18 protein-coding genes and 1 tRNA gene are annotated in these 23,015 nt (G+C 59.2%); 2 read left to right on the top strand and 17 right to left on the bottom strand.

Annotation, left to right across the window (positions count from 1 at the left end):
* Position 1: 1 nt before the first annotated feature.
* The 16 genes from AAEZ03_RS23040 to leuC form a co-directional block, all read right to left on the bottom strand.
* Positions 2-74: transfer RNA gene (locus AAEZ03_RS23040), tRNA-Val, on the bottom strand.
* Between the two features lie 92 nt (positions 75-166).
* Positions 167-946, bottom strand: coding sequence for an SDR family oxidoreductase (locus AAEZ03_RS23035; RefSeq protein WP_350581838.1), 780 nt, complete (start codon positions 944-946; stop codon positions 167-169).
* Positions 943-2,154: an O-succinylhomoserine sulfhydrylase gene (locus tag AAEZ03_RS23030; RefSeq protein ID WP_048388465.1), complete on the bottom strand. Its 1,212-nt coding sequence runs from the start codon at positions 2,152-2,154 to the stop codon at positions 943-945. Before AAEZ03_RS23030 ends, AAEZ03_RS23035 begins: the two co-directional genes overlap by 4 nt.
* An 82-nt stretch (positions 2,155-2,236) precedes the next feature.
* Entirely contained in the window at positions 2,237-3,742 is a 1,506-nt protein-coding gene (gene purF, locus AAEZ03_RS23025) for an amidophosphoribosyltransferase (RefSeq protein WP_048369019.1), read from the bottom strand.
* A gap of 41 nt (positions 3,743-3,783) precedes the next feature.
* Positions 3,784-4,341, bottom strand: coding sequence for a CvpA family protein (locus AAEZ03_RS23020; RefSeq protein WP_282364663.1), 558 nt, complete (start codon positions 4,339-4,341; stop codon positions 3,784-3,786).
* A gap of 106 nt (positions 4,342-4,447) precedes the next feature.
* On the bottom strand, positions 4,448-5,050 hold the full coding sequence (locus AAEZ03_RS23015) for an SPOR domain-containing protein (protein ID WP_350581837.1): 603 nt from the start codon (positions 5,048-5,050) through the stop codon (positions 4,448-4,450).
* The gene (folC, locus tag AAEZ03_RS23010) at positions 5,034-6,341 is read right to left on the bottom strand and encodes a bifunctional tetrahydrofolate synthase/dihydrofolate synthase (RefSeq protein ID WP_350581836.1); all 1,308 of its coding nucleotides are present in this window, start codon (positions 6,339-6,341) and stop codon (positions 5,034-5,036) included. The genes AAEZ03_RS23015 and folC overlap by 17 nt, the downstream gene beginning before the upstream one ends.
* A complete protein-coding gene (gene accD, locus AAEZ03_RS23005) occupies positions 6,338-7,258 on the bottom strand; it encodes an acetyl-CoA carboxylase, carboxyltransferase subunit beta (RefSeq protein ID WP_048369015.1) in 921 nt (306 codons plus the stop codon). The genes folC and accD overlap by 4 nt, the downstream gene beginning before the upstream one ends.
* A 271-nt stretch (positions 7,259-7,529) precedes the next feature.
* A complete protein-coding gene (locus AAEZ03_RS23000) occupies positions 7,530-8,153 on the bottom strand; it encodes a phosphoribosylanthranilate isomerase (protein ID WP_123748709.1) in 624 nt (207 codons plus the stop codon).
* 63 nt (positions 8,154-8,216) lie between these two features.
* Positions 8,217-9,041, bottom strand: a complete 825-nt coding sequence (gene truA, locus AAEZ03_RS22995) for a tRNA pseudouridine(38-40) synthase TruA (protein WP_350581840.1) — start codon at positions 9,039-9,041, stop codon at positions 8,217-8,219.
* A gap of 203 nt (positions 9,042-9,244) precedes the next feature.
* Positions 9,245-11,686, bottom strand: coding sequence for a motility hub landmark protein FimV (locus tag AAEZ03_RS22990; RefSeq protein ID WP_350581835.1), 2,442 nt, complete (start codon positions 11,684-11,686; stop codon positions 9,245-9,247).
* A gap of 176 nt (positions 11,687-11,862) precedes the next feature.
* Positions 11,863-12,873, bottom strand: coding sequence for an aspartate-semialdehyde dehydrogenase (locus tag AAEZ03_RS22985; protein ID WP_350581834.1), 1,011 nt, complete (start codon positions 12,871-12,873; stop codon positions 11,863-11,865).
* Between the two features lie 157 nt (positions 12,874-13,030).
* Positions 13,031-14,143: an aspartate-semialdehyde dehydrogenase gene (gene asd / locus AAEZ03_RS22980; RefSeq protein ID WP_048369010.1), complete on the bottom strand. Its 1,113-nt coding sequence runs from the start codon at positions 14,141-14,143 to the stop codon at positions 13,031-13,033.
* 68 nt (positions 14,144-14,211) lie between these two features.
* Positions 14,212-15,294 carry a 3-isopropylmalate dehydrogenase gene (gene leuB, locus AAEZ03_RS22975; protein ID WP_278941254.1) on the bottom strand — a complete coding sequence of 361 codons (1,083 nt, stop codon included), beginning with the start codon at positions 15,292-15,294 and terminating at the stop codon, positions 14,212-14,214.
* Between the two features lie 165 nt (positions 15,295-15,459).
* On the bottom strand, positions 15,460-16,104 hold the full coding sequence (leuD, locus tag AAEZ03_RS22970; protein WP_048369008.1) for a 3-isopropylmalate dehydratase small subunit: 645 nt from the start codon (positions 16,102-16,104) through the stop codon (positions 15,460-15,462).
* Positions 16,105-16,114: 10 nt separating this feature from the next.
* Positions 16,115-17,533: a 3-isopropylmalate dehydratase large subunit gene (leuC, locus tag AAEZ03_RS22965; RefSeq protein WP_350581833.1), complete on the bottom strand. Its 1,419-nt coding sequence runs from the start codon at positions 17,531-17,533 to the stop codon at positions 16,115-16,117.
* 132 nt (positions 17,534-17,665) lie between these two features.
* Between leuC and AAEZ03_RS22960 the strand changes: the two genes are divergently transcribed.
* On the top strand, positions 17,666-18,559 hold the full coding sequence (locus AAEZ03_RS22960; RefSeq protein ID WP_048388443.1) for a LysR family transcriptional regulator: 894 nt from the start codon (positions 17,666-17,668) through the stop codon (positions 18,557-18,559).
* Between the two features lie 57 nt (positions 18,560-18,616).
* On the top strand, positions 18,617-21,820 hold the full coding sequence (locus AAEZ03_RS22955) for an EAL domain-containing protein (RefSeq protein WP_350581832.1): 3,204 nt from the start codon (positions 18,617-18,619) through the stop codon (positions 21,818-21,820).
* A 109-nt stretch (positions 21,821-21,929) separates the two neighbouring features.
* Here the strand turns inward: AAEZ03_RS22955 and AAEZ03_RS22950 are convergent, their stop codons facing one another.
* Positions 21,930-22,790 (bottom strand): pirin family protein, encoded by an 861-nt coding sequence (locus AAEZ03_RS22950; RefSeq protein WP_350581830.1) that lies wholly within the window; start codon positions 22,788-22,790, stop codon positions 21,930-21,932.
* Between the last annotated feature and the right edge of the window lie 225 nt (positions 22,791-23,015).

Here is a 23,015-nt window from a genome sequence, read left to right as displayed (position 1 = left end):
GTGGGTGATGACGGGATCGAACCGCCGACCCTCTGCTTGTAAGGCAGATGCTCTCCCAGCTGAGCTAATCACCCTTTGCTTCGTTGAGGCCGCGAAATTTACGCAGGTATTGAAGCTAAGTCAAGGACAAGGTTGAGTTTTTTTCAAAAAAAGCAAAAAAACTCAGTTACTCGTCATAAACCATTTTCTTGCTCATGCCACCGTCCACGACAAATTCCTGCCCGGTGACAAAACCGGCATTGCGCGACAGCAACCAGGCGACCATCGCAGCTACGTCTTCAACGGTCCCTACCCGGCCAGCCGGGTGCTGCGCGTGATCGGCGTCGGTTAACGGCTCAGCGCGACGCACAGATGGGTCACGTGCGTCGATCCAGCCCGGGCTGACAGCATTGACGCGGATCTCCGGCCCAAGGCTGATGGCCAGCGCATGGGTCAACGCCAACAACCCGCCCTTACTCGCCACGTAAGCCTCGGTGTCTGGCTCTGACTGGCGGGCGCGGGTGGACGCCAGGTTGACGATCGAACCGCAATGCGCGCGCAAATAAGGCGCGCAGTGCTTGGCCAACAGCATCGGCCCGGTCAGGTTGACGGCCAGTACGCGGTTCCAGTGATCCAGATCGAGGCTTTCAAGGGTCATGTTGTGCGGATCGGCAATCGCGGCGTTGGAGACCAACGCATCGAGACGCCCGAACTGCCCCAACACTTGGGCCACGCACTGAATCACGTCGGCCTCGACCGACACGTCCATGGCCACGAACCAGGCGCTGTCGCCCAGCGCCTTGACCACTTTGGAGCCACGCGCACGGTCAATATCGGTCAGCACCACTTGCCAACCTTCACTGATCAACCACGCCGCAATCCCCAGGCCAATGCCGCGTGCAGCACCGGTCACCAGTGCTACACGGCCATTGCCCTCAATCGTTGATTCAAGCGCCCATTCGGTCACAGTACGGCCAAGCCTCGCGACAGGTCGGCTTGCAGGTCAGCTACGTCTTCCAGGCCGACCGCAATGCGGATCAGGCTGTCACGAATGCCGGCCGCTTCGCGCTCTTGTGGCGCCAGACGACCGTGGGAGGTGGTCGCCGGATGAGTGATGGTGGTTTTGCTGTCACCCAGGTTGGCGGTGATGGAAATCAGCCGCGTGGCGTCGATAAAGCGCCAGGCGCCCTCTTTGCCACCTTTGACTTCAAAGCTGACCACTGCACCGAAGCCGCGCTGCTGGCGCTGGGCCAACGCGTGCTGCGGGTGGCTCTTGAGGCCCGCGTAGTGAACGTTCTCGACGCCGTCCTGCTGCTCCAGCCACTCGGCCAGGGCCAAGGCGCTGGCGCAGTGTGCGCGCATACGCAGGTTGAGGGTTTCCAGACCTTTGAGGAAGATCCAGGCGTTGAACGGGCTCAGGGTCGGCCCGGCAGTGCGCAGAAAGCCGACGACTTCTTTCATCAGTTCGCTGCGCCCCGCCACGACGCCGCCCATGCAACGGCCCTGGCCGTCGATGAACTTGGTCGCCGAATGCACAACAATGTCAGCGCCCAACTTGACCGGCTGCTGCAAGGCTGGCGTGCAGAAGCAGTTGTCGACCACCAGCAGCGCACCCTTGGCATGGGCAATTTCTGCCAGCGCGGTGATGTCTACCAGCTCTGCCAAGGGGTTGGACGGCGACTCTACAAACAGCAATTTGGTGTTCGGCTTGATCGCCGCGTCCCACCCTTGCAGTTCAGCCAGCGGCACGTAGTCCACCTCAATGCCAAAGCGCTTGAAGTATTTTTCGAACAGGCTGATGGTCGAACCAAAGACGCTGCGCGAAACCAGCACGTGGTCTCCAGCGCTGCACAGACTCATCACCACCGACAATATGGCGGCCATGCCGGTTGCTGTGGCAACGGCTTGCTCTGCCCCTTCCAATGCCGCGATACGCTCTTCGAACGCACGCACGGTGGGGTTGGTGTAACGCGAATAAACGTTGCCTGGAACCTCACCCGAGAACCGCGCCGCCGCATCGGCAGCCGTGCGGAACACGTAGCTGGAGGTCAGGTACATTGCATCACCGTGCTCGCCTTCTGGCGAACGGTGCTGGCCAGCACGCACAGCCAAGGTGTCGAACGCTACGCCCTCGAGGTCGCTGTCCAGCCGACCGGCATCCCAATCCTGACTCATGCTGCCCACTCCTTGCCTTGTATATAAATGCTTTTAAGTAAGAACAATGCAAACCGGCCCATCAGGGCCGGTATGTTGAAGCTTAGTTGTTGTACAAGCCTATCGTTGCACCGACGCCTTGAGCAATCACCTTGGAGGCATCATTGCGCGCACGCTCGATGCGGTCCAGATAGTTCTCGTCAATGTCGCCGGTCACGTACTTGCCGTCAAACACCGCGCAGTCAAACTTCTCGATCTTGATCTTGCCGCCACCGACCGCTTCGATCAGGTCTGGCAGGTCTTGATAGATCAGCCAGTCAGCGCCGATCAGGTCAGCCACGTCCTGGGTGGTACGGTTGTGGGCAATCAGTTCATGGGCGCTTGGCATGTCGATGCCGTACACGTTCGGGTAGCGAACAGCCGGGGCTGCTGAGCAGAAGTAAACATTCTTCGCACCCGCTTCACGGGCCATCTGAATGATCTGCTTGCAGGTGGTGCCACGTACGATCGAGTCATCGACCAGCATCACGTTCTTGCCACGGAACTCCAGTTCGATGGCGTTCAGCTTCTGGCGCACGGATTTTTTACGTGCAGCCTGGCCCGGCATGATGAAGGTACGGCCGATGTATCGGTTTTTAACGAAGCCTTCGCGGAACTTGACGCCAAGGTGGTTCGCCAGCTCCAGCGCAGCGGTACGGCTGGTGTCCGGAATCGGGATGACCACGTCGATGTCGTGGTCTGGACGCTCGCGCAGGATCTTCTCGGCCAGCTTTTCGCCCATGCGCAGACGGGCTTTGTATACCGAAACGCCGTCGATGATCGAGTCCGGGCGCGCCAGGTACACGTGCTCGAAGATGCACGGGGTCAGTTGCGGGTTGACCGCGCACTGACGTGTGTGCAGCTTGCCGTCTTCAGTGATGTAGACCGCTTCGCCCGGTGCCAGGTCGCGAATCAGGGTAAAGCCCAGCACGTCGAGCGATACGCTTTCGGAAGCGATCATGTATTCGACGCCTTCGTCGGTATGACGCTGGCCGAACACGATCGGGCGGATGCCGTTAGGATCGCGGAAACCGACGATACCGTAACCGGTGATCATCGCCACCACGGCATAACCACCGCGGCAACGGTTGTGCACGTCAGTCACGGCGGCGAAAACGTCTTCTTCGGTCGGCTGCAACTTGCCACGCTGCGCCAATTCATGGGCGAAGACGTTGAGCAGGACTTCCGAGTCCGAGTTGGTGTTGACGTGACGCAAGTCAGATTCGTAAATCTCCTTGGCCAGCTGTTCAACGTTGGTCAGGTTGCCGTTGTGCGCCAAGGTGATGCCATATGGCGAGTTGACGTAAAACGGCTGTGCCTCTGCTGAAGTCGAGCTACCTGCTGTTGGATAACGCACATGGCCGATGCCCACGTTACCAACCAGGCGCTGCATGTGGCGCTGATGAAACACATCCCGCACCAACCCGTTGTCCTTGCGCAGGAATAACCGGCCGTTATGGCTGGTTACAATACCGGCAGCATCCTGGCCGCGGTGCTGGAGGACGGTTAGCGCGTCATACAGCGCCTGATTGACGTTCGACTTACCGACGATACCGACGATGCCACACATGCGACGCAACCCCTACTTAATGGATCTGAACTGAACACCGCTCACTTGGGCTGGATAGCCGGCAAGAGGTGCTCCTTGAACGGTAGATCAGCAGGTGCGCTGATACCGCTGGCCAACCATTGGCTACTCCACCCCAAAATGAGGTTTTTCGACCAATCGGCAACCAATAGAAATTGTGGCATGAGCCTGGACTCCTGCCACCACGAGTCTTGCTGCACCGGCCCCAGGCTCAAGAGCCCGACCCCCACGACCACCAGCAACGCGCCACGCGCAGCGCCAAAGGCCATGCCGAGAAAACGATCGGTCCCGGACAACCCGGTGACGCGAATCAGTTCGCCGATAAGAAAGTTGATCATTGCGCCTACCAGCAAGGTGGCGACAAACATGATGGTGCACCCGGCAATGATGCGGGCGGAAGGTGTTTCGATGTACCCGGCGAGGTACTGTGACAGCGAACCGCCGAACATCCAGGCGACAACCCCGGCAATGATCCAGGTGCACAGCGACAGCGCTTCTTTTACGAAGCCGCGCTTCAAGCTGATCAATGCAGAAATGGCGATGATTGCAACGATCGCCCAGTCAACCCAGGTAAATGGCACAGTTCAGTCTACAGACAGATAAGGCGGCGCATTTTAGCAGAGCGCCGCCTCTCAAGTCAGGCGATTTATCAGTGCATTGGCTATCAGACCCAACCTTTTTATGCGCTTAGCCACGCTCAGGCTGGAAGCGCACCACAAAACCCTTGAGATTTTGCTGCTTGTCGAGAATGTCACGCATCCGATCGGCCTCTGCACGCTCCAGCAACGGCCCTACAAAAACCCGATTCATCCCGCCAGACGATCGAACGTAAGCGTTATAACCTTGATTACGAAGGGTTTTTTGCAAGTTATCGGCGCTTGCACGATTGGACAGACTCACCAACTGGATCGACCAACTGATGGGCAAACCGTTAGGGTCTACGCGCTTTTGCGTGGTGTCGAGCTTGGCTGGCGGCTGCGCCACCGCTTGCGCTGGCGTTACGGCAGGCGGTTTCGCGGGCGCTACCGGTTTGCTGACCGGCGGGGCAACCACAGCTTGCTCGACCGGCAGTTCCGGCTCCTGCTCAATGACTTGCGGCTCTGGCACCGGCACCGGCTCTACCTGAACCTGAGGCATGACGGGTGCTTGAGGCGCCGTCGGTGCGTCGACCTGAACCTGGCGCTGTTCATCCTGACGCGAAAACAGCATGGGCAGAAAAATCACCGCCAGAGCGATCAGCACCAGCGCCCCGACCATCCGCTGCTTGAATACCTTATCCAGCAAAGCCATTTGCAGCCTCCTCCTTGGCGCGCCGCTCCAGCCATTCAAGCGCCTGAGCGACACAATAAAATGACCCGAACAGCAAAATTTCGTCTTGCGGCGCAGCCCGTTCGCACTGTGCCTCAAGTGCTGCATCAACACTGTCGTACGGGGTAACCGATGCGCCCAACGCTTGCAGCGCAGCCTGCAGCTCAGCCGCAGGGCGCGAACGCCCGGTGTTCAGTGGCGCGACTGACCAATGTTCGACGACATCAGTGAGTTGCGACACAACGGCATCCAGATCCTTGTCTGCCAGCAGACCAAACACCGCCAAACGCTTGCCCGCCAACGGTCGTTGTTGCAAACGCTTGCGTAAATACTCGGCGGCATGGCCGTTATGGCCGACATCCAGCAACAGGTTCAGCGGCTTGCCGTTCCAGTTGACCTGGCGACGGTCAAGACGCCCGGTGACCTTGGTCGCCAACAGCGCCTTGGTCACCGTCTGCGGTTCCCAAGGCCACTGTGTCAGGGCATAGGCCTGAAGCGCCAGCGCTGCGTTTTCCATGGGCAGATCCAGCAGCGGTAAATCGCGCAGCTCGAGCGTTTGCCCTTGTGCGTCACGCCCCTGCCAATGCCAGACCGTGTCGGCAATGGTCAGGTTAAAATCGCGCCCGCGCAGCAACAGCGGGCACGCCAGCTCTTTGGCTTTGTCGAGCAAAGGCTGAGGCGGGTCAAGATCACCGCACAAGGCCGGCTTGCCCTGGCGGAAAATCCCGGCCTTTTCATAGGCAACGGATTCACGGGTATTACCGAGGTACTCCACATGATCGACGCCAATGCTGGTGACCAACGCCATGTCAGCATCAACCAGGTTGACCGCATCCAGCCTCCCGCCCAGCCCGACTTCTAGCACCACAACATCCAGTTGCGCGCGCTCGAACAGCCAGAACGCAGCCAGCGTACCCATCTCAAAGTAGGTCAGGGATGTTTCCCCGCGACCGGCGTTCAACGCCTCAAAGGCTTCGCACAGCTGCGAGTCCGAGACCTCAACTCCGTCGATCTGCACACGCTCGTTGTAGCGCAGCAGATGCGGCGAGTTGTAGACCCCGACCTTGAGCCCTTGTGCACGCAGCAACGAGGCAACGAATGCACAGGTCGAACCTTTGCCGTTGGTGCCAGTGACTGTCACCACCCATGGCGCGGGCTTTTGCAAGCCCATGCGGTTCGTTACCTCTCGTGCGCGGTCCAGCCCCATGTCGATGGCAGCCGGATGCAACTGTTCAAGATAGGCGAGCCACTCGCCAAGGGTGCGCTGGGTCATAGGTTTGCAGGTGCCGGTGGGACAACGACGGTTTCAACAGGCACAGCCACAAACTCAGGTGTTGGCAGGCCCATCATTTGTGCCAACAGGTTACCTAGGCGCGGACGCAGTTCCTGACGCGAAATAATCAGGTCAATGGCGCCATGCTCCAGCAGGAATTCGCTGCGCTGGAAGCCTTCAGGCAGTTTTTCGCGAACGGTTTGCTCAATCACTCGCGGACCGGCGAAACCGATCAGCGCTTTTGGCTCAGCTACGATCACGTCACCCAACATCGCCAGACTGGCCGAAACACCGCCGTACACCGGGTCAGTCAATACCGAGATAAACGGAATGCCTTCTTCACGCAGACGCGCCAGTACCGCAGAGGTCTTGGCCATTTGCATCAGAGAGATCAGCGCTTCTTGCATACGCGCACCGCCGGAAGCGGAGAAGCAGACCATTGGGCAGCGGTTTTCGAGGGCGTAGTTGGCGGCACGAACAAAGCGCTCACCAACGATGGCACCCATCGAGCCACCCATGAAGGAGAACTCAAACGCCGACACCACAATCGGCATGCCCAGCAGAGTACCGCTCATGGACACCAGGGCGTCTTTTTCGCCGGTCTGCTTTTGCGCGCCGACGATGCGGTCCTTGTACTTTTTGCTGTCGCGGAACTTGAGGCGGTCTACAGGCTCCAGATCAGCGCCCAATTCGTTGCGACCGTCAGCGTCCAGGAAGATATTGATGCGTGCACGTGCGTCGATGCGCATGTGGTGATTGCACTTGGGGCAAACGTCCAGGGTCTTTTCCAGCTCTGGACGGTAAAGCACAGCGTCACAAGACGGGCATTTGTGCCACAGGCCTTCAGGTACCGAGCTCTTTTTGACCTCGGAACGCATGATCGAAGGAATCAGCTTGTCTACCAACCAGTTGCTCATGCTTTTTTTCTCCAGTACCGGCGACCTGAACACTGCGGTTCAGGCCCCGTGTATGCCCTTGAGCTTAATTCAATAAGTGTGTGGCGATGATTGTCCGGGAACAGCGGTCAGCCATGGCAAACCAGCGCATCCCTTTCAACCCTCAGCCTTCCCGACAACACGCCCTGAAGCGGTTGGCGCTTTAATTTCTGCCCGTCTTGTCACCGGGCCCACCCGTATCACTGAGCGGTAATGATGGACGGTGGCAGGCTGCCAACCGTCACATCGAGTATCAGTTTGTTGCGCGTACAGCCTGCATAAAGGCCCGAATCTTATCGTGATCCTTGATGCCTTTGCTCTTTTCTACCCCACCGCTGACGTCAACAGCGTAAGGCTGCACCTGAGCAATGGCTTGCGCCACGTTCTGCACGGACAGGCCACCAGCCAAAATAATCGGCTTGCTTAACCCTTGAGGTATCAGAGACCAGTCAAAGGCCTGCCCGGTTCCACCCGGCACGCCCTCAACGTAGGTATCGAGCAAAATACCGCTGGCCGAGGCGTAAGCTGCACACGCCGCAGCAATGTCGTCCCCGGCTTTGACCCGCAGTGCCTTGATGTAAGGCCGGTGATAGCCCTCGCACTGCTCCGGGGTTTCATCGCCGTGAAATTGCAGCAAGTCCAGCGGCACAGCGTCCAGCGTTTCGTTCAGCTCACAGGCGCTGGCATTCACAAACAGGCCCACGGTGGTCACAAACGGCGGCAGCGCGGCAATGATGGCCCGCGCCTGCGCGGCAGTCACCGCTCGCGGGCTTTTGGCGTAAAACACAAAGCCAATCGCATCAGCCCCGGCGGCCACGGCGGCCAGTGCGTCATCTATGCGGGTAATCCCGCAGATCTTGCTGCGAACGGCTGACATGTTAGCGATACCCCTGAGCACGAGCGTGAAAGTGCCGGATGTTAACAAATGCTTACCCGTGCGTCAGCCGTCGAGTTCGCTAAAACCGGTCAAGAAATGTGGGCCAATGTAACGCTCGGGCAACGGGAACTCGTCGCGGTATTCCACCTGCACCAGATACAGCCCGTAAGGATGCGCCGTCACGCCGCCTGAGCGACGCTCACGGCTCTCCAGCACTTCTTTGATCCATTCCACCGGACGCTCGCCAGAACCGATGGTCATCAGCACGCCGGCAATATTGCGCACCATGTGGTGCAAAAAGGCGCTGGCGCGGATATCCAGCACGATCATCTGCCCGTGGCGCGTCACACGCAGGTGATGCAGCTCTTTGATCGGCGATTTAGCCTGGCATTGCCCGGCACGGAAGGCACTGAAGTCGTGCACACCAAGCAGGTATTGCGCGGCTTGAGCCATGCGCTCGACGTCCAGCGGGCGGTGGTTCCAGGTGACTTCCTGGTTGAGATGCGCGGGACGAATAGGATCGTTGTAGATCACATAGCGATAACGCCGGGCGATTGCCTTGAAGCGTGCATGGAAGTTCGCCGGCATCACCTTGGCCCAACTGACACTGATGTCGTGGGGCAAATTGATATTGGCGCCCATGACCCACGCCTTCATTGAACGTTCAGCCTGGGTATCAAAGTGCACCACCTGCCCGCAGGCATGCACCCCGGCGTCAGTGCGCCCGGCGCACATCAACGACACCGGCGAGTCGGCGACTTTTGACAGCGCGTTTTCCAGGGTTTCCTGAACTGTCAGCACGCCATTGGCCTGACGTTGCCAGCCGCTGTAGCGTGAACCTTTATATTCCACGCCCAGGGCGATGCGGAAAAAGCCTTCGGCGGCCATTTCGGCTGCCGGGTTATCTATATTTGCCAAGGAGTTACAGCCTGCTCATAAACGCAAAGGCGGCCATTATAAGGCCCACCCGCGAAGACGCCATGAATCAAATGACCGGCGTGAGCAAAATGAGCGCTGTAGGAGCGAGCTTCCCTCGCGATATTTTGATCTTTTTAAAAGATCGCGAGGCAAGCTCGCTCCTACAGGAGGGGTCAGGCCAGGCGGGAGAGCAGTTCGATGGCCTCGGCCTGTTGCTCCGGACTGCCCTCGCCCATGACTTCGGTCAGGATGTCACGTGCGCCTTCGTCGTCACCCATGTCGATGTAAGCCTGGGCCAGGTCAAGCTTGGTCGCGGCTTCATCGGCGCCCGACAGGAAGTCGAACTCCGGTTCTTCGTCAGCGCCCGCTACAGCTCCAGCAAACGGCTCGGCCATCGCTGGCTCTTCCAGGCTCTGGGACAAGCGCTGTAACTCAGCGTTTACCTTGTCCAGTTCCATCGAGAAGCTGTCCGGCACGTCTGGTACCGCTGGCGCTTCTTCTGCCAGGGACAAATCAAAGTCATCCGGCAGGTCGAGGTCAAAATCTGCTGCCTTGTCCAGCGCTGCCTGGGCTTCAGCCTGCTGCTGAAGCACCGCATCGAAGCTCTGCTCGTTCGCATCAACCAGGTCATCAAGACCCTGCTCGGGTGATACCTGGGTCGGCGAGACCGCTTCCAGATCATCGAGACTCAAGTCAAAGTCGTGGTCAAACTCTTCGGCCGGTGGTGTCACCACGGGTGCCGGCTTGAGTTCGGGCTCAGGCTCGACAACGCGGTCGTCGCGCATCATTTCTTTGACAAAATCAGCCTGGAACTGCGAAGCCACCGCTGCCGCGACAATCCCTGCCGCCACCGCAGCCATGGCCGGGTAACGCACCTTGAGCTGCGCCACTTCGGCGTAGTTTTTGCCATTGGCAACCAGTTGCCGCTCTTGCGCGATAAAGGCTTCACGCTCGCCCAACTCGCCATAGACCTGCATCAATTTCAAACGCAGGTCGCTGCGCTGCGGTGCGTGGCTGATGGCACTTTCGAGCAACCCGGCCGCTTCATGGAACTGGTGCTGCTGAATCAATTGCTCCGCTTCAACCAGTACTTCAGCGCCTGACTTGGCGGGTACAGCCACCGGCGCGACAGGTGCGACCACTGCGGCCGGAGCCGGGGTCGGCGCGGGTGCTGGTGCTGGTGCAGGCGCTGGAGCGGCGTCCAGATGAACGCTCGGCGATGCCACTTCAATGCCTTCAAAGCTGCTTTCTGGCAGGTCGAAGTCTGCCGCAAACTCTGGTTCTTCTTCCAGCGCCCGCGCCATACGCGCATGGCGCTCGGCCGCTTGCTGGGCCTTGCGCCGACGTACCAGCAACAGCAACAAGAGCAACAGTAACAAGACCGCTGCACCACCCACGGCGGCCGTCAGCATCGGGCTGGCGAGCAGGTCCTGGATCTTGCGCTCATCACTGGGCGTATCGCCCGGTGCCGGTGCTACAGCGGTTGCCGGCGCCCCTTCAGTGGCCGGAGCAATGTCGTCTTCAGGTGTATCGGCTGCCTCGCCTACCAGGCTGGCTGGCAACGCAGCGCTGGCGTCGAGCGGCGCGGGAGCTTCGCCCTGCAACTTGGCCAGCTGGTTGTTTTTCAATTCGATCAAGCGTTGCAACTTGTCGACCTGGCTTTGCAGGTCTTGTACCCGGCTTTGCAACTCGGCACTTTGACGACGGCTGCTGTCGAGGCTTTCCTGGGTCATCGCCAGCTTGTCGCTGACATTCTTGGCGTCGCTGCCCGCGCCCTTGCCCGCCTGCCCTGCAACCAGGCTCAAGCCATCTTTGACTTCAGCTTTGGGTTGCGCCGTGGCTGCCGGTTTGCGCGCGGTGGCATCCAGCTGCTGAGCGCGTGGCGCGGTACGCCGACCACTGCGCCAGTCAGCGTTTTGCGTCGCGACTTCGGCAACAGCCTTGGACTGGGCCAACTCGACACTTTGCGCCGCCGTCGGCAAACGCAGCACCTGGCCGGTTTTCAGGCGGTTGATGTTACCGCCGATAAAGGCATCGGGGTTGAGCGCCTGAATCGCCAGCATGGTTTGCTGCACCGAACCGCCATTGCGCGCCTTGGCGGCAATTTCCCACAAGGTGTCACGAGCAGACGTGGTGTATTGCCCTGCTTCCCCGCCGGCAGTGCTGGCTGCGCTAGCCGGAGCTGTCGCCGCGGCGGCTGCGGTTTGTGGCGAATATTTAGCAGGGTCCAGCAGGACGCTGTAGTCACGCATCAAGCGGCCATTGGGCCACATGACTTGCACCAGAAATTTTACGAAAGGTTCCGACAACGGTTGGCTGGAGGTTACCCGCAACACGCTCTTGCCATTGGGATTGATCACCGGGGTAAAGCGCAGGTCGTTCAGATACGCCGGATGCGGCACCCCGGCTTTGGTAAATTCGTCTGCCGGGGCCAAGCTTGGCACTACTTCGGCAGCGCTCAGGTCCTTGACGTCCAGCAGCTCGATCTCGGCCAGCAGCGGCTGGTTCTGCGTCGACTTCAGGGTCAGCTCGCCGAGCCCAAGTGCCTGCGCCATACCGGATGACAGCGCCGAAGCGGCGGCTATTGCTAACACTAATTTGCGAACCTGAACCATAGCCTCTTCCTTATTGGTACAGGCCTCGTCCCACGAGACCTGTAAAGCTGCTGCCTGACGACATGCGAGGGCTGTCATCGGCCCGCGCATTGCCTCATTGAATCTGTAAGCCCTGACAGCAGCTTGACTGCGACGCCGCCTCGGCAAACCCGCCAAATAGCGACGCCAAGTATCTTTTACAGTGGGTCTTTTATCAACAACTCAGCCAGTTGTACGGCGTTCAATGCCGCACCTTTGCGTACGTTATCTGACGCCAGCCACAGATTTAGTTCACTGGCGTCATCGACACCGTGGCGAACGCGGCCGACATACACCACGTCCTGCCCCACCGCATCGCCTACGGCTGTCGGGTAGTCATCGGCCTCTACCCACTCAATCCCCTCACCGGCTTCAAGCGCAGCATTGACGGCCTGCAGGTCAACCGGCGCAGCCAGTTGTAACGACACACTATAGCTATCGCCAAAAAATACCGGAGCTTGAATGCACGTCACGGAAACTTTCAGGCCCGGCATGCCGAGCACTTCACGCAGCTCGGTGACCAGGCGTTTTTCCAGCGGTACATGGCCCTGCTCATCCGGCTTGCCCACCTGCGCAAGCAGGTTAAACGCCATCTGGCGGTCGAAAAAACGGGTTTCCAGCGGGTGCATGTTCAGCAGTGACGTGGTTTGGCGAGCCAATTCAGACACCGCTTCGCGACCTTGGGCCGAGACCGCCAGGCAGGCGGTGACCGTGACGCGCTGCAAGTCCAGCAACTCGCGCAGTGGCGCCAGCACTACCGCCAGAGCGGTGGCCGAAGGGCTTGGGCTGCTGATCTGGAACGGCTGCGCGAGCCCGGCCAGGATATGCCCATTGGACTCAGGCACAATTTGCGGGGCCTCGTCAGTTGGCAATGCGCCGGACAAATCGATCACGCTGCAACCGGCCGCACGGGCCTTGGCGGCAAAGCTCAAGGTCACGGCAGGGCCAGCGGCAAAAAATACGAGCTTGGCTTTGCTGAAGTCGAATTCGTCGACTTCACGCACTCGAACGTTTTTACCCCGAAAAGGCACCGAACTGCCGGCCGACTCGCTACTGGCCAGCAGATGCAAGTTGGCAACCGGGAAGTCGCGCTCTTCAAGGATTTGCACAAGTGTTTCGCCGACAGTGCCGGTGGCGCCGACGACGGCGATATCAAAGGACTGGTTCATGTGTCTACCTCAGGCGAAACGTGGGGAGCGGCACTGTACCGGGAGCCACCGGTGGAGGCAACGGACAGCGCTCTGTAGCGCCATGGATAACAATAGCGTAGGGATAAAAAAACCCGCGGCCCTTGCGAGACGCGGGTTTTGATTGCAACCGGGGCGATTAACGCTCCAGCAGAATCCGCAGCATGCGGCGCAACGGCTCAGCCGCACCCCACAGCAACTGGTCGCCCACGGTGAATGCACCAAGGAACTGCGAACCCATGTTCAGCTTGCGCAGACGGCCAACCGGCACGTTCAGGGTGCCTGTAACCTTGGTCGGGCTCAGCTCTTGCATGCTGATTTCACGCTGGTTCGGCACCAGCTTGACCCACGGGTTATGCTGGCTGATCAAGCCTTCGATGTCCGCGATTGGCACATCTTTGTTCAGCTTGATGGTCAAGGCCTGGCTGTGGCAACGCATCGCACCGATACGTACGCAGATACCGTCAACCGGAACCGGGTTTTTGAAGCGACCCAGGATCTTGTTGGTTTCAGCTTGCGCTTTCCACTCTTCGCGGCTCTGGCCATTTGGCAGTTCTTTGTCGATCCACGGGATCAAGCTGCCAGCCAATGGCACGCCGAAGTTTTCGGTCGGGTAGGCATCGCTGCGCATGGCTTCAGCCACACGGCGGTCGATATCGAGGATGGCGCTGGCCGGGTCAGCCAGTTGATCGGCGACCGCAGCGTGGGTTGCACCCATCTGCTTGATCAGCTCACGCATGTTCTGCGCACCGGCACCGGAAGCCGCCTGATAAGTCATGGCGCTCATCCACTCGACCAGACCGGCTTCGAACAGACCGCCCAGGCCCATCAGCATCAAGCTGACGGTGCAGTTGCCACCGATGTAGTTCTTGGTGCCTGCATCCAGCTGCTGGTCGATGACCTTGCGGTTGACCGGATCCAGAATAATGACCGCGTCATCCTGCATGCGCAGGCTCGACGCCGCATCGATCCAGTAACCTTGCCAACCCGCCTCACGCAGCTTTGGGAACACCTCATTGGTGTAGTCGCCGCCCTGGCAGGTCAGAATCACATCGAGGGTTTTTAACTCTTCAATGCTGTAAGCATCCTTCAGCGGGGCAATGTCTTTGCCCACGGAAGGACCCTGCCCACCGACATTGGAGGTAGTGAAAAACACCGGCTCAATAAGATCGAAATCCTGCTCTTCCAGCATCCGCTGCATGAGCACGGAACCAACCATACCGCGCCAACCGACAAGACCTACACGTTTCATCGCAACTACACCTTTAACAAAAAGTGGGGTCGTTACTTCCACCAACAGGAAGTAACGGGCCCGAGAGATTACAGATTCTGTAGCGCCGCGACTACTGCATCGCCCATTTCCTGTGTACCGACCTTCGTGCAACCGGTCGACCAGATGTCACCGGTACGCAGTCCCTGGTCCAAAACCAGGCTCACGGCCTGCTCGATGGCGTCGGCGGCAGCTTGCTGGTTGAAGCTGTAACGCAGCATCATCGACACCGACAAAATGGTCGCCAGCGGGTTGGCAATGCCTTTGCCGGCGATGTCCGGCGCTGAACCGTGGCACGGCTCGTACATGCCTTTGTTGTTGGCATCCAGCGAGGCCGACGGCAGCATGCCGATGGAGCCGGTGAGCATCGAGGCTTCGTCAGACAGGATGTCGCCGAACATGTTGTCGGTGACGATCACGTCGAACTGCTTGGGTGCACGCACCAGTTGCATCGCCGCGTTGTCGACATACATATGGCTCAGTTCTACGTCCGGGTAGTCCTTGGCCACTTGCTCGACCACTTCACGCCACAGTTGGCTGGAGGCCAATACGTTGGCTTTGTCGACCGAACACAGCTTTTTACCACGCACACGGGCCATGTCGAAACCGACGCGGGCAATGCGGCGGATTTCGCTTTCGCTGTACGGCAGCGTGTCATACGACTGACGCTCGCCGTTTTCCAGCTCGCGGGTGCCGCGCGGCGCGCCGAAGTAGATACCGCCCGTGAGCTCACGAACGATCAGGATGTCCAGGCCTGCAACGATTTCAGGCTTGAGGCTCGATGCATCCGCCAGTTGCGGGTACAAAATGGCCGGGCGCAGGTTACCGAACAGGCCCAGTTGCGAACGGATTTTCAACAGGCCGCGCTCAGGGCGAATGTCACGCTCGATGGTGTCCCACTTCGGGCCACCCACGGCGCCCAGCAACACAGCGTCAGCAGCACGAGCACGTTCCAGGGTCTCGTCAGCCAGCGGCACGCCGTGCTGGTCGATGGCTGCGCCGCCGATCACGTCGTGAGTCAGCTCAAAGCCGAGCTGAAACTTGTCATTGGCCAGTTCAAGCACTTTAACTGCCTGAGCCATGATTTCTGGGCCAATACCGTCGCCTGGGAGAATCAGAATCTGCTTGCTCATGTGTTCCTCTGTCTTGTCGGTTGATGCCCCCGCAGGCGCATCCTGAAAATTTTAAAAAAACCGTGGGAGCGGGCTTGCTCGCGATTCAGGCGCCTCGGTTCAAGAGACAAACCGGGGTTTATCCTCGCGAGCAAGCCCGCTCCCACACTTCAAAAAATACGCTTATCAAGCGTCACGGAACAACCATGGCTGGCTTGCGCGGTGCTTGCTTTCAAACGCTGCAATCGAATCGCTGTCCTGCAAGGTCAAGCCGATGTCATCCAGGCCGTTGAGCAGGCAATGCTTGCGGAACGCATCGATCTCAAAGTTCAACACTTTGCCGTCTGGACGGGTCACGGTCTGGGCTTGCAGGTCGATGTTGAGCTGATAACCCGGCGTCGCTTCAACCTGAGCAAACAGCTCGTCCACTTCAGCGTCGCTCAAAATAATCGGCAACAGGCCGTTTTTGAAGCTGTTGTTGAAGAAGATGTCGGCGTAGCTCGGCGCGATGATGCTGCGAAAGCCGTACTCTTCCAGGGCCCAAGGGGCGTGTTCACGGCTGGAGCCGCAACCGAAGTTTTCACGGGCCAACAACACGCTGGCGCCCTGATAGCGCTCGGCGTTGAGCACGAAGTCCTTGTTCAAGGGGCGCTTGGAGTTGTCCTGGTAAGGCTGACCCACGTCCAGGTAGCGCCACTCGTCAAACAGGTTCGGACCAAACCCGGTGCGTTTGATCGACTTCAAAAACTGCTTCGGGATGATCTGGTCGGTGTCGACGTTGGCGCGATCCAAAGGTGCGACAAGCCCGGTGTGCTGGGTAAAAGCTTTCATGCTGCGCTCCTTAAATCAATTCACGGACGTCGATAAAGCGACCGTTTACTGCGGCGGCGGCGGCCATGGCCGGGCTCACCAGGTGAGTACGACCACCGGCACCCTGACGCCCTTCGAAGTTGCGGTTGGAGGTCGAAGCGCAGTGCTCGCCCGACTCCAGGCGGTCCGGGTTCATCGCCAGACACATCGAGCAGCCTGGCTCACGCCATTCAAAACCGGCTTCGAGGAAGATTTTGTCCAGGCCTTCAGCCTCGGCCTGCTCTTTAACCAGGCCCGAACCTGGAACCACAATCGCTTGCTTGATGGTCGAAGCCACTTTGCGGCCTTTGGCAATCACTGCCGCAGCGCGCAAGTCTTCGATCCGCGAGTTGGTGCACGAACCAATGAACACGCGGTCCAGCAGGATGTCGGTGATCGCCTGATTGGCGTTCAAGCCCATGTACTTCAAGGCACGCTCAATCGAGCCACGCTTGACCAAGTCAGCTTCCTGCGCCGGATCCGGCACGTTCTGATCCACGGCCAAGACCATTTCTGGCGAAGTACCCCAGCTCACCTGCGGCTTGATCTGGGCAGCATCGAGTTCAACCACGGTGTCGAACGTGGCGTCGGCATCCGACACCAGGTCTTTCCAGGCTTCTACGGCCAAGTCCCATTCAGCGCCTTTAGGTGCAAACGGACGACCCTTGACGTATGCCACGGTTTTTTCGTCGGCAGCCACCAGGCCCACACGGGCACCGGCTTCAATCGACATGTTGCAGATGGTCATACGGCCTTCTACCGACAGGTCGCGAATCGCGCTACCGGCAAACTCGATGGCGTGGCCATTGCCGCCAGCGGTGCCGATTTTGCCAATGACGGCCAACACGATGTCTTTGGCGGTCACGCCGAACGGCAATTGCCCTTCGACCAAGACCAGCATGTTCTTCATTTTTTTCGCGACCAGGCACTGCGTGGCGAGCACATGCTCAACCTCGGAGGTGCCGATACCGTGAGCCAATGCGCCAAACGCGCCGTGGGTCGAGGTGTGCGAGTCGCCGCAAACGACGGTCATGCCCGGCAAGGTGGCGCCCTGCTCCGGGCCAATCACGTGCACGATGCCCTGGCGGACGTCGTTCATCTTGAATTCGGTGATGCCGTACTCGTCGCAGTTGTCGTCGAGGGTTTGCACCTGCAAACGGGAAACCTGGTCAGCGATCGCTTCGATCCCGCCCTTGCGCTCTGGCGTGGTCGGTACGTTGTGGTCCGGGGTCGCGATATTGGCATCGATGCGCCAAGGCTTGCGCCCGGCCAGACGCAGGCCTTCAAAGGCTTGCGGCGACGTCACTTCGTGAATGATATGACGGTCGATGTAGATCAGCGCCGAACCATCGTCGCGCTGTTTGACCAAATGCGAATCCCAGAGCTTGTCGTAGAGCGTTTTGCCGGCCATCAGACGGTTTCCTCATCAGCTACTTTCTATGCCAATAACCACTTGGCTTGTGAGGTCGATGCTATGAGGTTACAGTGAATAACTCAAATTCATATTTTTTATGCTTTGGATAACCAACAGGAATTCACCTAGATGGATCTCGCGAATCTCAACGCTTTCATCGCCATTGCAGAAACCGGAAGCTTCTCTGGCGCCGCCGAACGGTTGTTTTTAACCCAGCCCGCGATCAGCAAACGCATCGCCAGCATTGAGCAGCAACTCAAGCTGCGACTGTTTGACCGGCTGGGTCGCGAGGTCAGTTTGACCGAGGCGGGCCGGGCGTTGCTGCCACGCGCCTACCAGATTCTCAACGTGCTGGATGACACCCGGCGGGCGCTCAACAACCTTAATGGTGAGGTCAGCGGACGCCTGACCCTGGCCACCAGTCACCATATCGGCCTGCACCGCTTGCCGCCGTTGCTGCGTGAGTTCACACGTACTTATCCCAAGGTTGCGCTGGATATTCAGTTCCTGGATTCAGAAGTTGCCTACGAAGAAATTCTCCATGGCCGCGCCGAATTGGCGGTTATCACCTTGGCGCCGGAACCTCACTCGCTGATTCGCGCGGTGCCGGTGTGGGACGACCCGCTGGATTTCGTGGTGGCGCCCGAGCACAGCCTGACTCAACAAACCAGCGTGAGCATGTCGGACATTGCCCACCACCCGGCGGTGTTTCCGGGGGGCAACACCTTTACTCACCATATCGTGCAGCGCCTGTTCGAAGGCCAGGGCCTCACGCCCAATATCGCCATGAGCACCAACTACCTGGAAACCATCAAGATGATGGTGTCCATCGGCCTGGCATGGAGCGTGTTGCCGCGCACCATGCTCGATGAACAAGTGGCTTCAATCGCCTTGCCGGGCATACAACTGACACGTCAACTAGGCTATATCGTGCACACCGAAAGAACTTTGTCGAACGCCGCACACGCTTTCATGACACTGCTGGATGCCCAAGTCGACACGCTGCACACTGAGCAACCCTGAAAACACTGGTTCAGGCATGGATCGTTTTCAAGATTTTCAGCCCAAGGAATGCAGTTAATGTCAAACCCCACGGATGCGCTGCAACCTGCCCCTGATGCGTCTGATATCGACCTGTCAGCCTTGGACAATCACGCGCTGAGTGCCACACAACTGCTCACGGCCATGAACGCAGCCCAACTGGGCGCCTGGTGCTGGGAACTCAAGAGCGGCGACTTGCATTGGTCAAATGGAGCGCACAAGTTTTTTGGCTTTGACTCAGCCCTGGCACTGCCCGGCAATCTTCAGCAATTGGCCACCCTGCCCTTTGATGACTGGCCCAAGGCCCAACAGGCTTTCGAGGCGGTTATCAACGGCAAGCAATTACTGAAACCCATTCATTACCGGGTGCGCTGGCCTGATGGCAGCCTGCAGCGTCAGCGCCAGCAAGCGCTGAACAGTTCAGAGCAACGTTTTTCGACGCTGTTTCAGTTGTCACCGCACATGGTCTTGCTGGTGCGCATCGAAGACGGCCTGATCAGCGAGGCCAACCATAGCTTCGAAAGCCAGCTGGGCTGGACCGCCGCCGAAGCCATTGGCCGCACCACGGTTGAGCTGGGCATCTGGCCCGACCCGGCGCAGCGCCTGCAATTCACCAAGGCCATCAGCCAACAGAACGCCCCGATCACCCTCGAAGTGCAATTGGCCGACCGTCACGGCCACTACCATGAAGGCATGCTGAGCGCGCAAAAAGTCGAACTGGAGGGCGAGGCGTACCTGATCAGCACCTTCGTCGACAACCGACTACGCAAAGAAGCCGAGCAAGCGCTGATTGAAAGCCAGGAACGCCTGGACCTTGCACTCGACTCGGCGCAACTGGGCACCTGGGACTGGCACATCCCCACCGGCCGCCTGTATGGCTCAGCCCGCGCCGCGCAGTTGCATGGTTTGCCCGCAGAGCCTTTCAACGAATCATTTGATGCGTTTTTTGAAGGCGTGCCCGAAGAAGAACGCTTCAACATGCGCAATGCCTACCGCTCGCTGCGCGAAGGCCCGGCCGGTAATTACCAACTGACCTACCGCGTACCGCTGGCGCACGGCGCCTCGCGTTACCTGGAAAGCCGTGCCCGGCTGTACCGCGATGCAGCGGACAAACCCCTGCGCATGGCCGGCACCCTGCTCGACATCACCGACCAGGTGGAACGCGAACAGCGCCTGAGCGCCTCAGAAGAAAAGTTTGCCAGTGTCTTCCAGACCAGCCCCGACCCCATATGCGTGATGCTCGCAGACAGCGCGCACTTCATCGAAATCAACACCAGCTTCACCCAGACGTTTGGCTGGACCGTGGCCGACCTGCAAGAAGGCGCAGACACCAGCAGCGCCCTGACCGATGCCAGCGCCCAGCACCTGCGCCAGTTACAGCGCATTATCCGCGCCCCGGCACAGACCAACCCGGCGTTAACCTTGCACCATAAAAATGGCGAACCGCTGACCTGCGTGCTGTCCAGCCGTCACATCGAAGTCAATGGCCAGCCGTGCATCGTCACCACCCTGCGCGACATTACCCAGCAACAGCGGGCTGAAGCCGCGCTCAAGGCCAGCGAAGAAAAATTTGCCAAGGCTTTTCACTCAAGCCCTGACGCCATCACCATCAGCGAACTGGTGAGCGGCCGATACCTTGAAGTCAATGACGGCTTCACCCGGCTGACTGGCTACAGCAGCGACGAAGTGATCGGTCGCAGCCCGTATGAACTGGGGATTTGGGGCGACAGTTCGAAGCGTCAGGCGCTGCTTGATGAACTGCGTGAAAAGGGCCGCATCAGCAACCGCGAAGTGCTTGGCCGGGCCAAGAACGGCAGCCCGCTCACGGTCGAAATTTCGATTGAACTGATTACCCTGAAAGAGGCGCCCTGCCTGCTGCTGACCGCCCGCGACATCAGCCAATTGAAAAGCGCCCAGGCGCAAGTCCGGCATCTTGCCTACCACGACCCTTTGACCAACCTGCCGAACCGCGCCCTGCTGATGGACCGCCTGAGCCAGCAGACTTCACTGCTCAAGCGCCATGATTTGCGCGGCGCGCTGTTGTTTCTGGACCTTGATCACTTCAAGCACATCAACGACTCACTGGGGCATCCGGTGGGTGATTCGGTGTTGCGAATCATCACCGCGCGCCTGGAAGCCAGCGTGCGCAGCGAAGACACCGTGGCCCGTTTGGGTGGTGATGAATTCGTGGTGCTGCTGACCGGGCTTAAAGGCTCGCAGCAAGAGGTCACTGAAGCGGTGTGCCATATCGCCGACACTATTCGCCAATTACTCGCCGAGCCAATGTTCCTCGACGGCCAGCGCCTGCAAGTGACGCCCAGCATTGGTATCGCGCTGATTCCCGACCATGGCGCCAACCCGGCCGACCTGCTCAAGCGCGCCGACATTGCGCTGTACCGGGCCAAGGATGCCGGGCGCAACACCACACAACTGTTTCACTTTGAAATGCAGACCGCTGCCAGCCAGCGCATGCGCATGGAAAGCGATTTGCGCCAGGCGCTGGCTCGCAGCGAATTCAGCCTGCACTTTCAACCGCAAGTCGACGCCCGCAACAACCGCATCGTTGGTGCTGAAGCCTTGTTGCGCTGGACGCACCCGGAGCTGGGGCCGCAGTCACCCAGCGAGTTCATTAAAATTCTCGAAGACAGCGGTCTGATTCTGGAAGCGGGCACTTGGGTGCTCGATGAGGCGTGCCGTGCTTTCAGCGAACTGCTCAAAGAAGGCCTGCTCGACCCGGAGGGTTTCAGCCTGTGCGTCAACATCAGCCCACGGCAATTTTTGCAGAGCGACTTTGTTGAGCGGGTCCAACGCAGCCTGTTGAATCACCACCTGCCCTACTCGATGCTCAAACTGGAAGTTACCGAAGGCATCGTGATTCAAAACCTGGAAGACACCATCGAAAAAATGCACCAGTTGATCGCCCTGGGCGCCAGCTTTGCCATGGACGACTTCGGCACGGGCTATTCTTCCCTGACCCACCTCAAGCGCTTGCCGGTCGACACCCTGAAAATTGACCAGTCGTTTGTGCGTGACGCGATCCAGGACCCTAACGATGCGGAGATTATCCGCGCCATCGCCGCCATGGCTCACAGCCTCGGCCTGACCGTGGTGGCAGAAGGTGTTGAGCAACTGGCGCAGTTGACGTACCTGCAAACACTGGACTGCCATTTGTACCAGGGCTATCTGCACAGCAGGCCGGTGCCCCTGGCGCAATTTCGCGAGCTGTTACAAAAAACCCTGTAGTCGCTGACGAGGCACGAAGGCTGCGATGCGGGCCGCAGGACCGCCGATTGGGGTCGCTGCGCAACCCATCGCAGCCTTCGTACCTCGTCAGCGGCTACAAGATCCTGAGTTACATCCGGCCAAACTTGCCCGACTGGAAGTCCCTGAACGCCTGATGAATCTCAGCCTCGCTGTTCATCACAAACGGCCCGTGACCAACGATGGGCTCGTCGATCGGCTCACCGCTGAGAATCAACAACACGGCATCGTGACTGGCGTGCAGTTTTACCTGCGTGCCTTCACGTTCGAACAGCGCCAGTTGACCTTCGCCCACCGCTTGCGCGCCATTGACCTCGACCGTGCCGTGCAGCACAACCAGCGCCGAGTTACGGCCCGCAGGCAGGTCGAAGGTTGCCGACTTGCCCGCGTTCAGGCGTATATCCCACACATCGATATCTGTGAACGTACGCGCCGGGCCACGTGTGCCGTCGAACTCACCGGCAATCAAACGCAAGGTACCGGCATTGTCCTTGAGCGCCAACTGCGGAATCTCGCGGTCCAGAATCCCTTGGTAACCCGGCTCGGCCATTTTGTCCTTGGCGGGCAAATTCACCCACAGCTGGACCATTTCCAGAGCGCCGCCACTGCGGGCAAACGCCTCGGAGTGGAACTCTTCGTGAAGGATGCCGGACGCTGCCGTCATCCACTGCACATCGCCGGGCCCGATGATCCCGCCGTTTCCGGTGGAGTCACGGTGTTCAACTTCGCCTTTATAGACGATGGTCACCGTCTCGAATCCGCGATGCGGGTGTTGCCCGACGCCACGACGCTCAGTGGTCGGCGTGAACTCGGCTGGGCCCGCGTAATCCAGCAAAAGGAACGGGCTGATGTGCTTGCCCATCGTGTCGTAGGAAAACAACGTGCGCACCGGGAAGCCATCGCCGACCCAATGACCTCGTGGAGCGGTGTAGAGACCCATAATGTTTTTCATGTTGCACCTCCTGTCATGCATGGCAATCACTATAGATTCGCATCACCCATATCACTAGATGGCAATTTTGAATTAGATCGTTCTATTTATGGAACGATAAATATCCTGTAGGAGCGAGCTTGCTCGCGATCTTTTGATCGTTTAAAGATCGCGAGCAAGCTCGCTCCTACAGTGCGGTGGTCCGATTCAGGTCAAATCAGCTCATCCGGCGCGGATTACCCCCCT

Origin of the sequence: Pseudomonas sp. HY2-MNA-CIBAN-0224, from assembly GCF_040310285.1 — a bacterium.
Taxonomy (GTDB): domain Bacteria; phylum Pseudomonadota; class Gammaproteobacteria; order Pseudomonadales; family Pseudomonadaceae; genus Aquipseudomonas; species Aquipseudomonas helleri.
This window is presented reverse-complemented; position numbering and strand designations above follow the sequence as displayed.

Bases quoted from the DNA above. Each gene is read 5' to 3' on its own strand.
- AAEZ03_RS23030 (WP_048388465.1), bottom strand. From the start codon at position 2,154: ATGAGTCAGGATTGGGATGCCGGTCGGCTGGACAGCGACCTCGAGGGC.
- purF (WP_048369019.1), bottom strand. From the start codon at position 3,742: ATGTGTGGCATCGTCGGTATCGTCGGTAAGTCGAACGTCAATCAGGCG.
- AAEZ03_RS23015 (WP_350581837.1), bottom strand. From the start codon at position 5,050: ATGGCTTTGCTGGATAAGGTATTCAAGCAGCGGATGGTCGGGGCGCTG.
- folC (WP_350581836.1), bottom strand. From the start codon at position 6,341: ATGACCCAGCGCACCCTTGGCGAGTGGCTCGCCTATCTTGAACAGTTG.
- accD (WP_048369015.1), bottom strand. From the start codon at position 7,258: ATGAGCAACTGGTTGGTAGACAAGCTGATTCCTTCGATCATGCGTTCC.
- AAEZ03_RS23000 (WP_123748709.1), bottom strand. From the start codon at position 8,153: ATGTCAGCCGTTCGCAGCAAGATCTGCGGGATTACCCGCATAGATGAC.
- truA (WP_350581840.1), bottom strand. From the start codon at position 9,041: ATGGCCGCCGAAGGCTTTTTCCGCATCGCCCTGGGCGTGGAATATAAA.
- AAEZ03_RS22990 (WP_350581835.1), bottom strand. From the start codon at position 11,686: ATGGTTCAGGTTCGCAAATTAGTGTTAGCAATAGCCGCCGCTTCGGCG.
- AAEZ03_RS22985 (WP_350581834.1), bottom strand. From the start codon at position 12,873: ATGAACCAGTCCTTTGATATCGCCGTCGTCGGCGCCACCGGCACTGTC.
- asd (WP_048369010.1), bottom strand. From the start codon at position 14,143: ATGAAACGTGTAGGTCTTGTCGGTTGGCGCGGTATGGTTGGTTCCGTG.
- leuB (WP_278941254.1), bottom strand. From the start codon at position 15,294: ATGAGCAAGCAGATTCTGATTCTCCCAGGCGACGGTATTGGCCCAGAA.
- leuD (WP_048369008.1), bottom strand. From the start codon at position 16,104: ATGAAAGCTTTTACCCAGCACACCGGGCTTGTCGCACCTTTGGATCGC.
- leuC (WP_350581833.1), bottom strand. From the start codon at position 17,533: ATGGCCGGCAAAACGCTCTACGACAAGCTCTGGGATTCGCATTTGGTC.
- AAEZ03_RS22960 (WP_048388443.1), top strand. From the start codon at position 17,666: ATGGATCTCGCGAATCTCAACGCTTTCATCGCCATTGCAGAAACCGGA.
- AAEZ03_RS22955 (WP_350581832.1), top strand. From the start codon at position 18,617: ATGTCAAACCCCACGGATGCGCTGCAACCTGCCCCTGATGCGTCTGAT.
- AAEZ03_RS22950 (WP_350581830.1), bottom strand. From the start codon at position 22,790: ATGAAAAACATTATGGGTCTCTACACCGCTCCACGAGGTCATTGGGTC.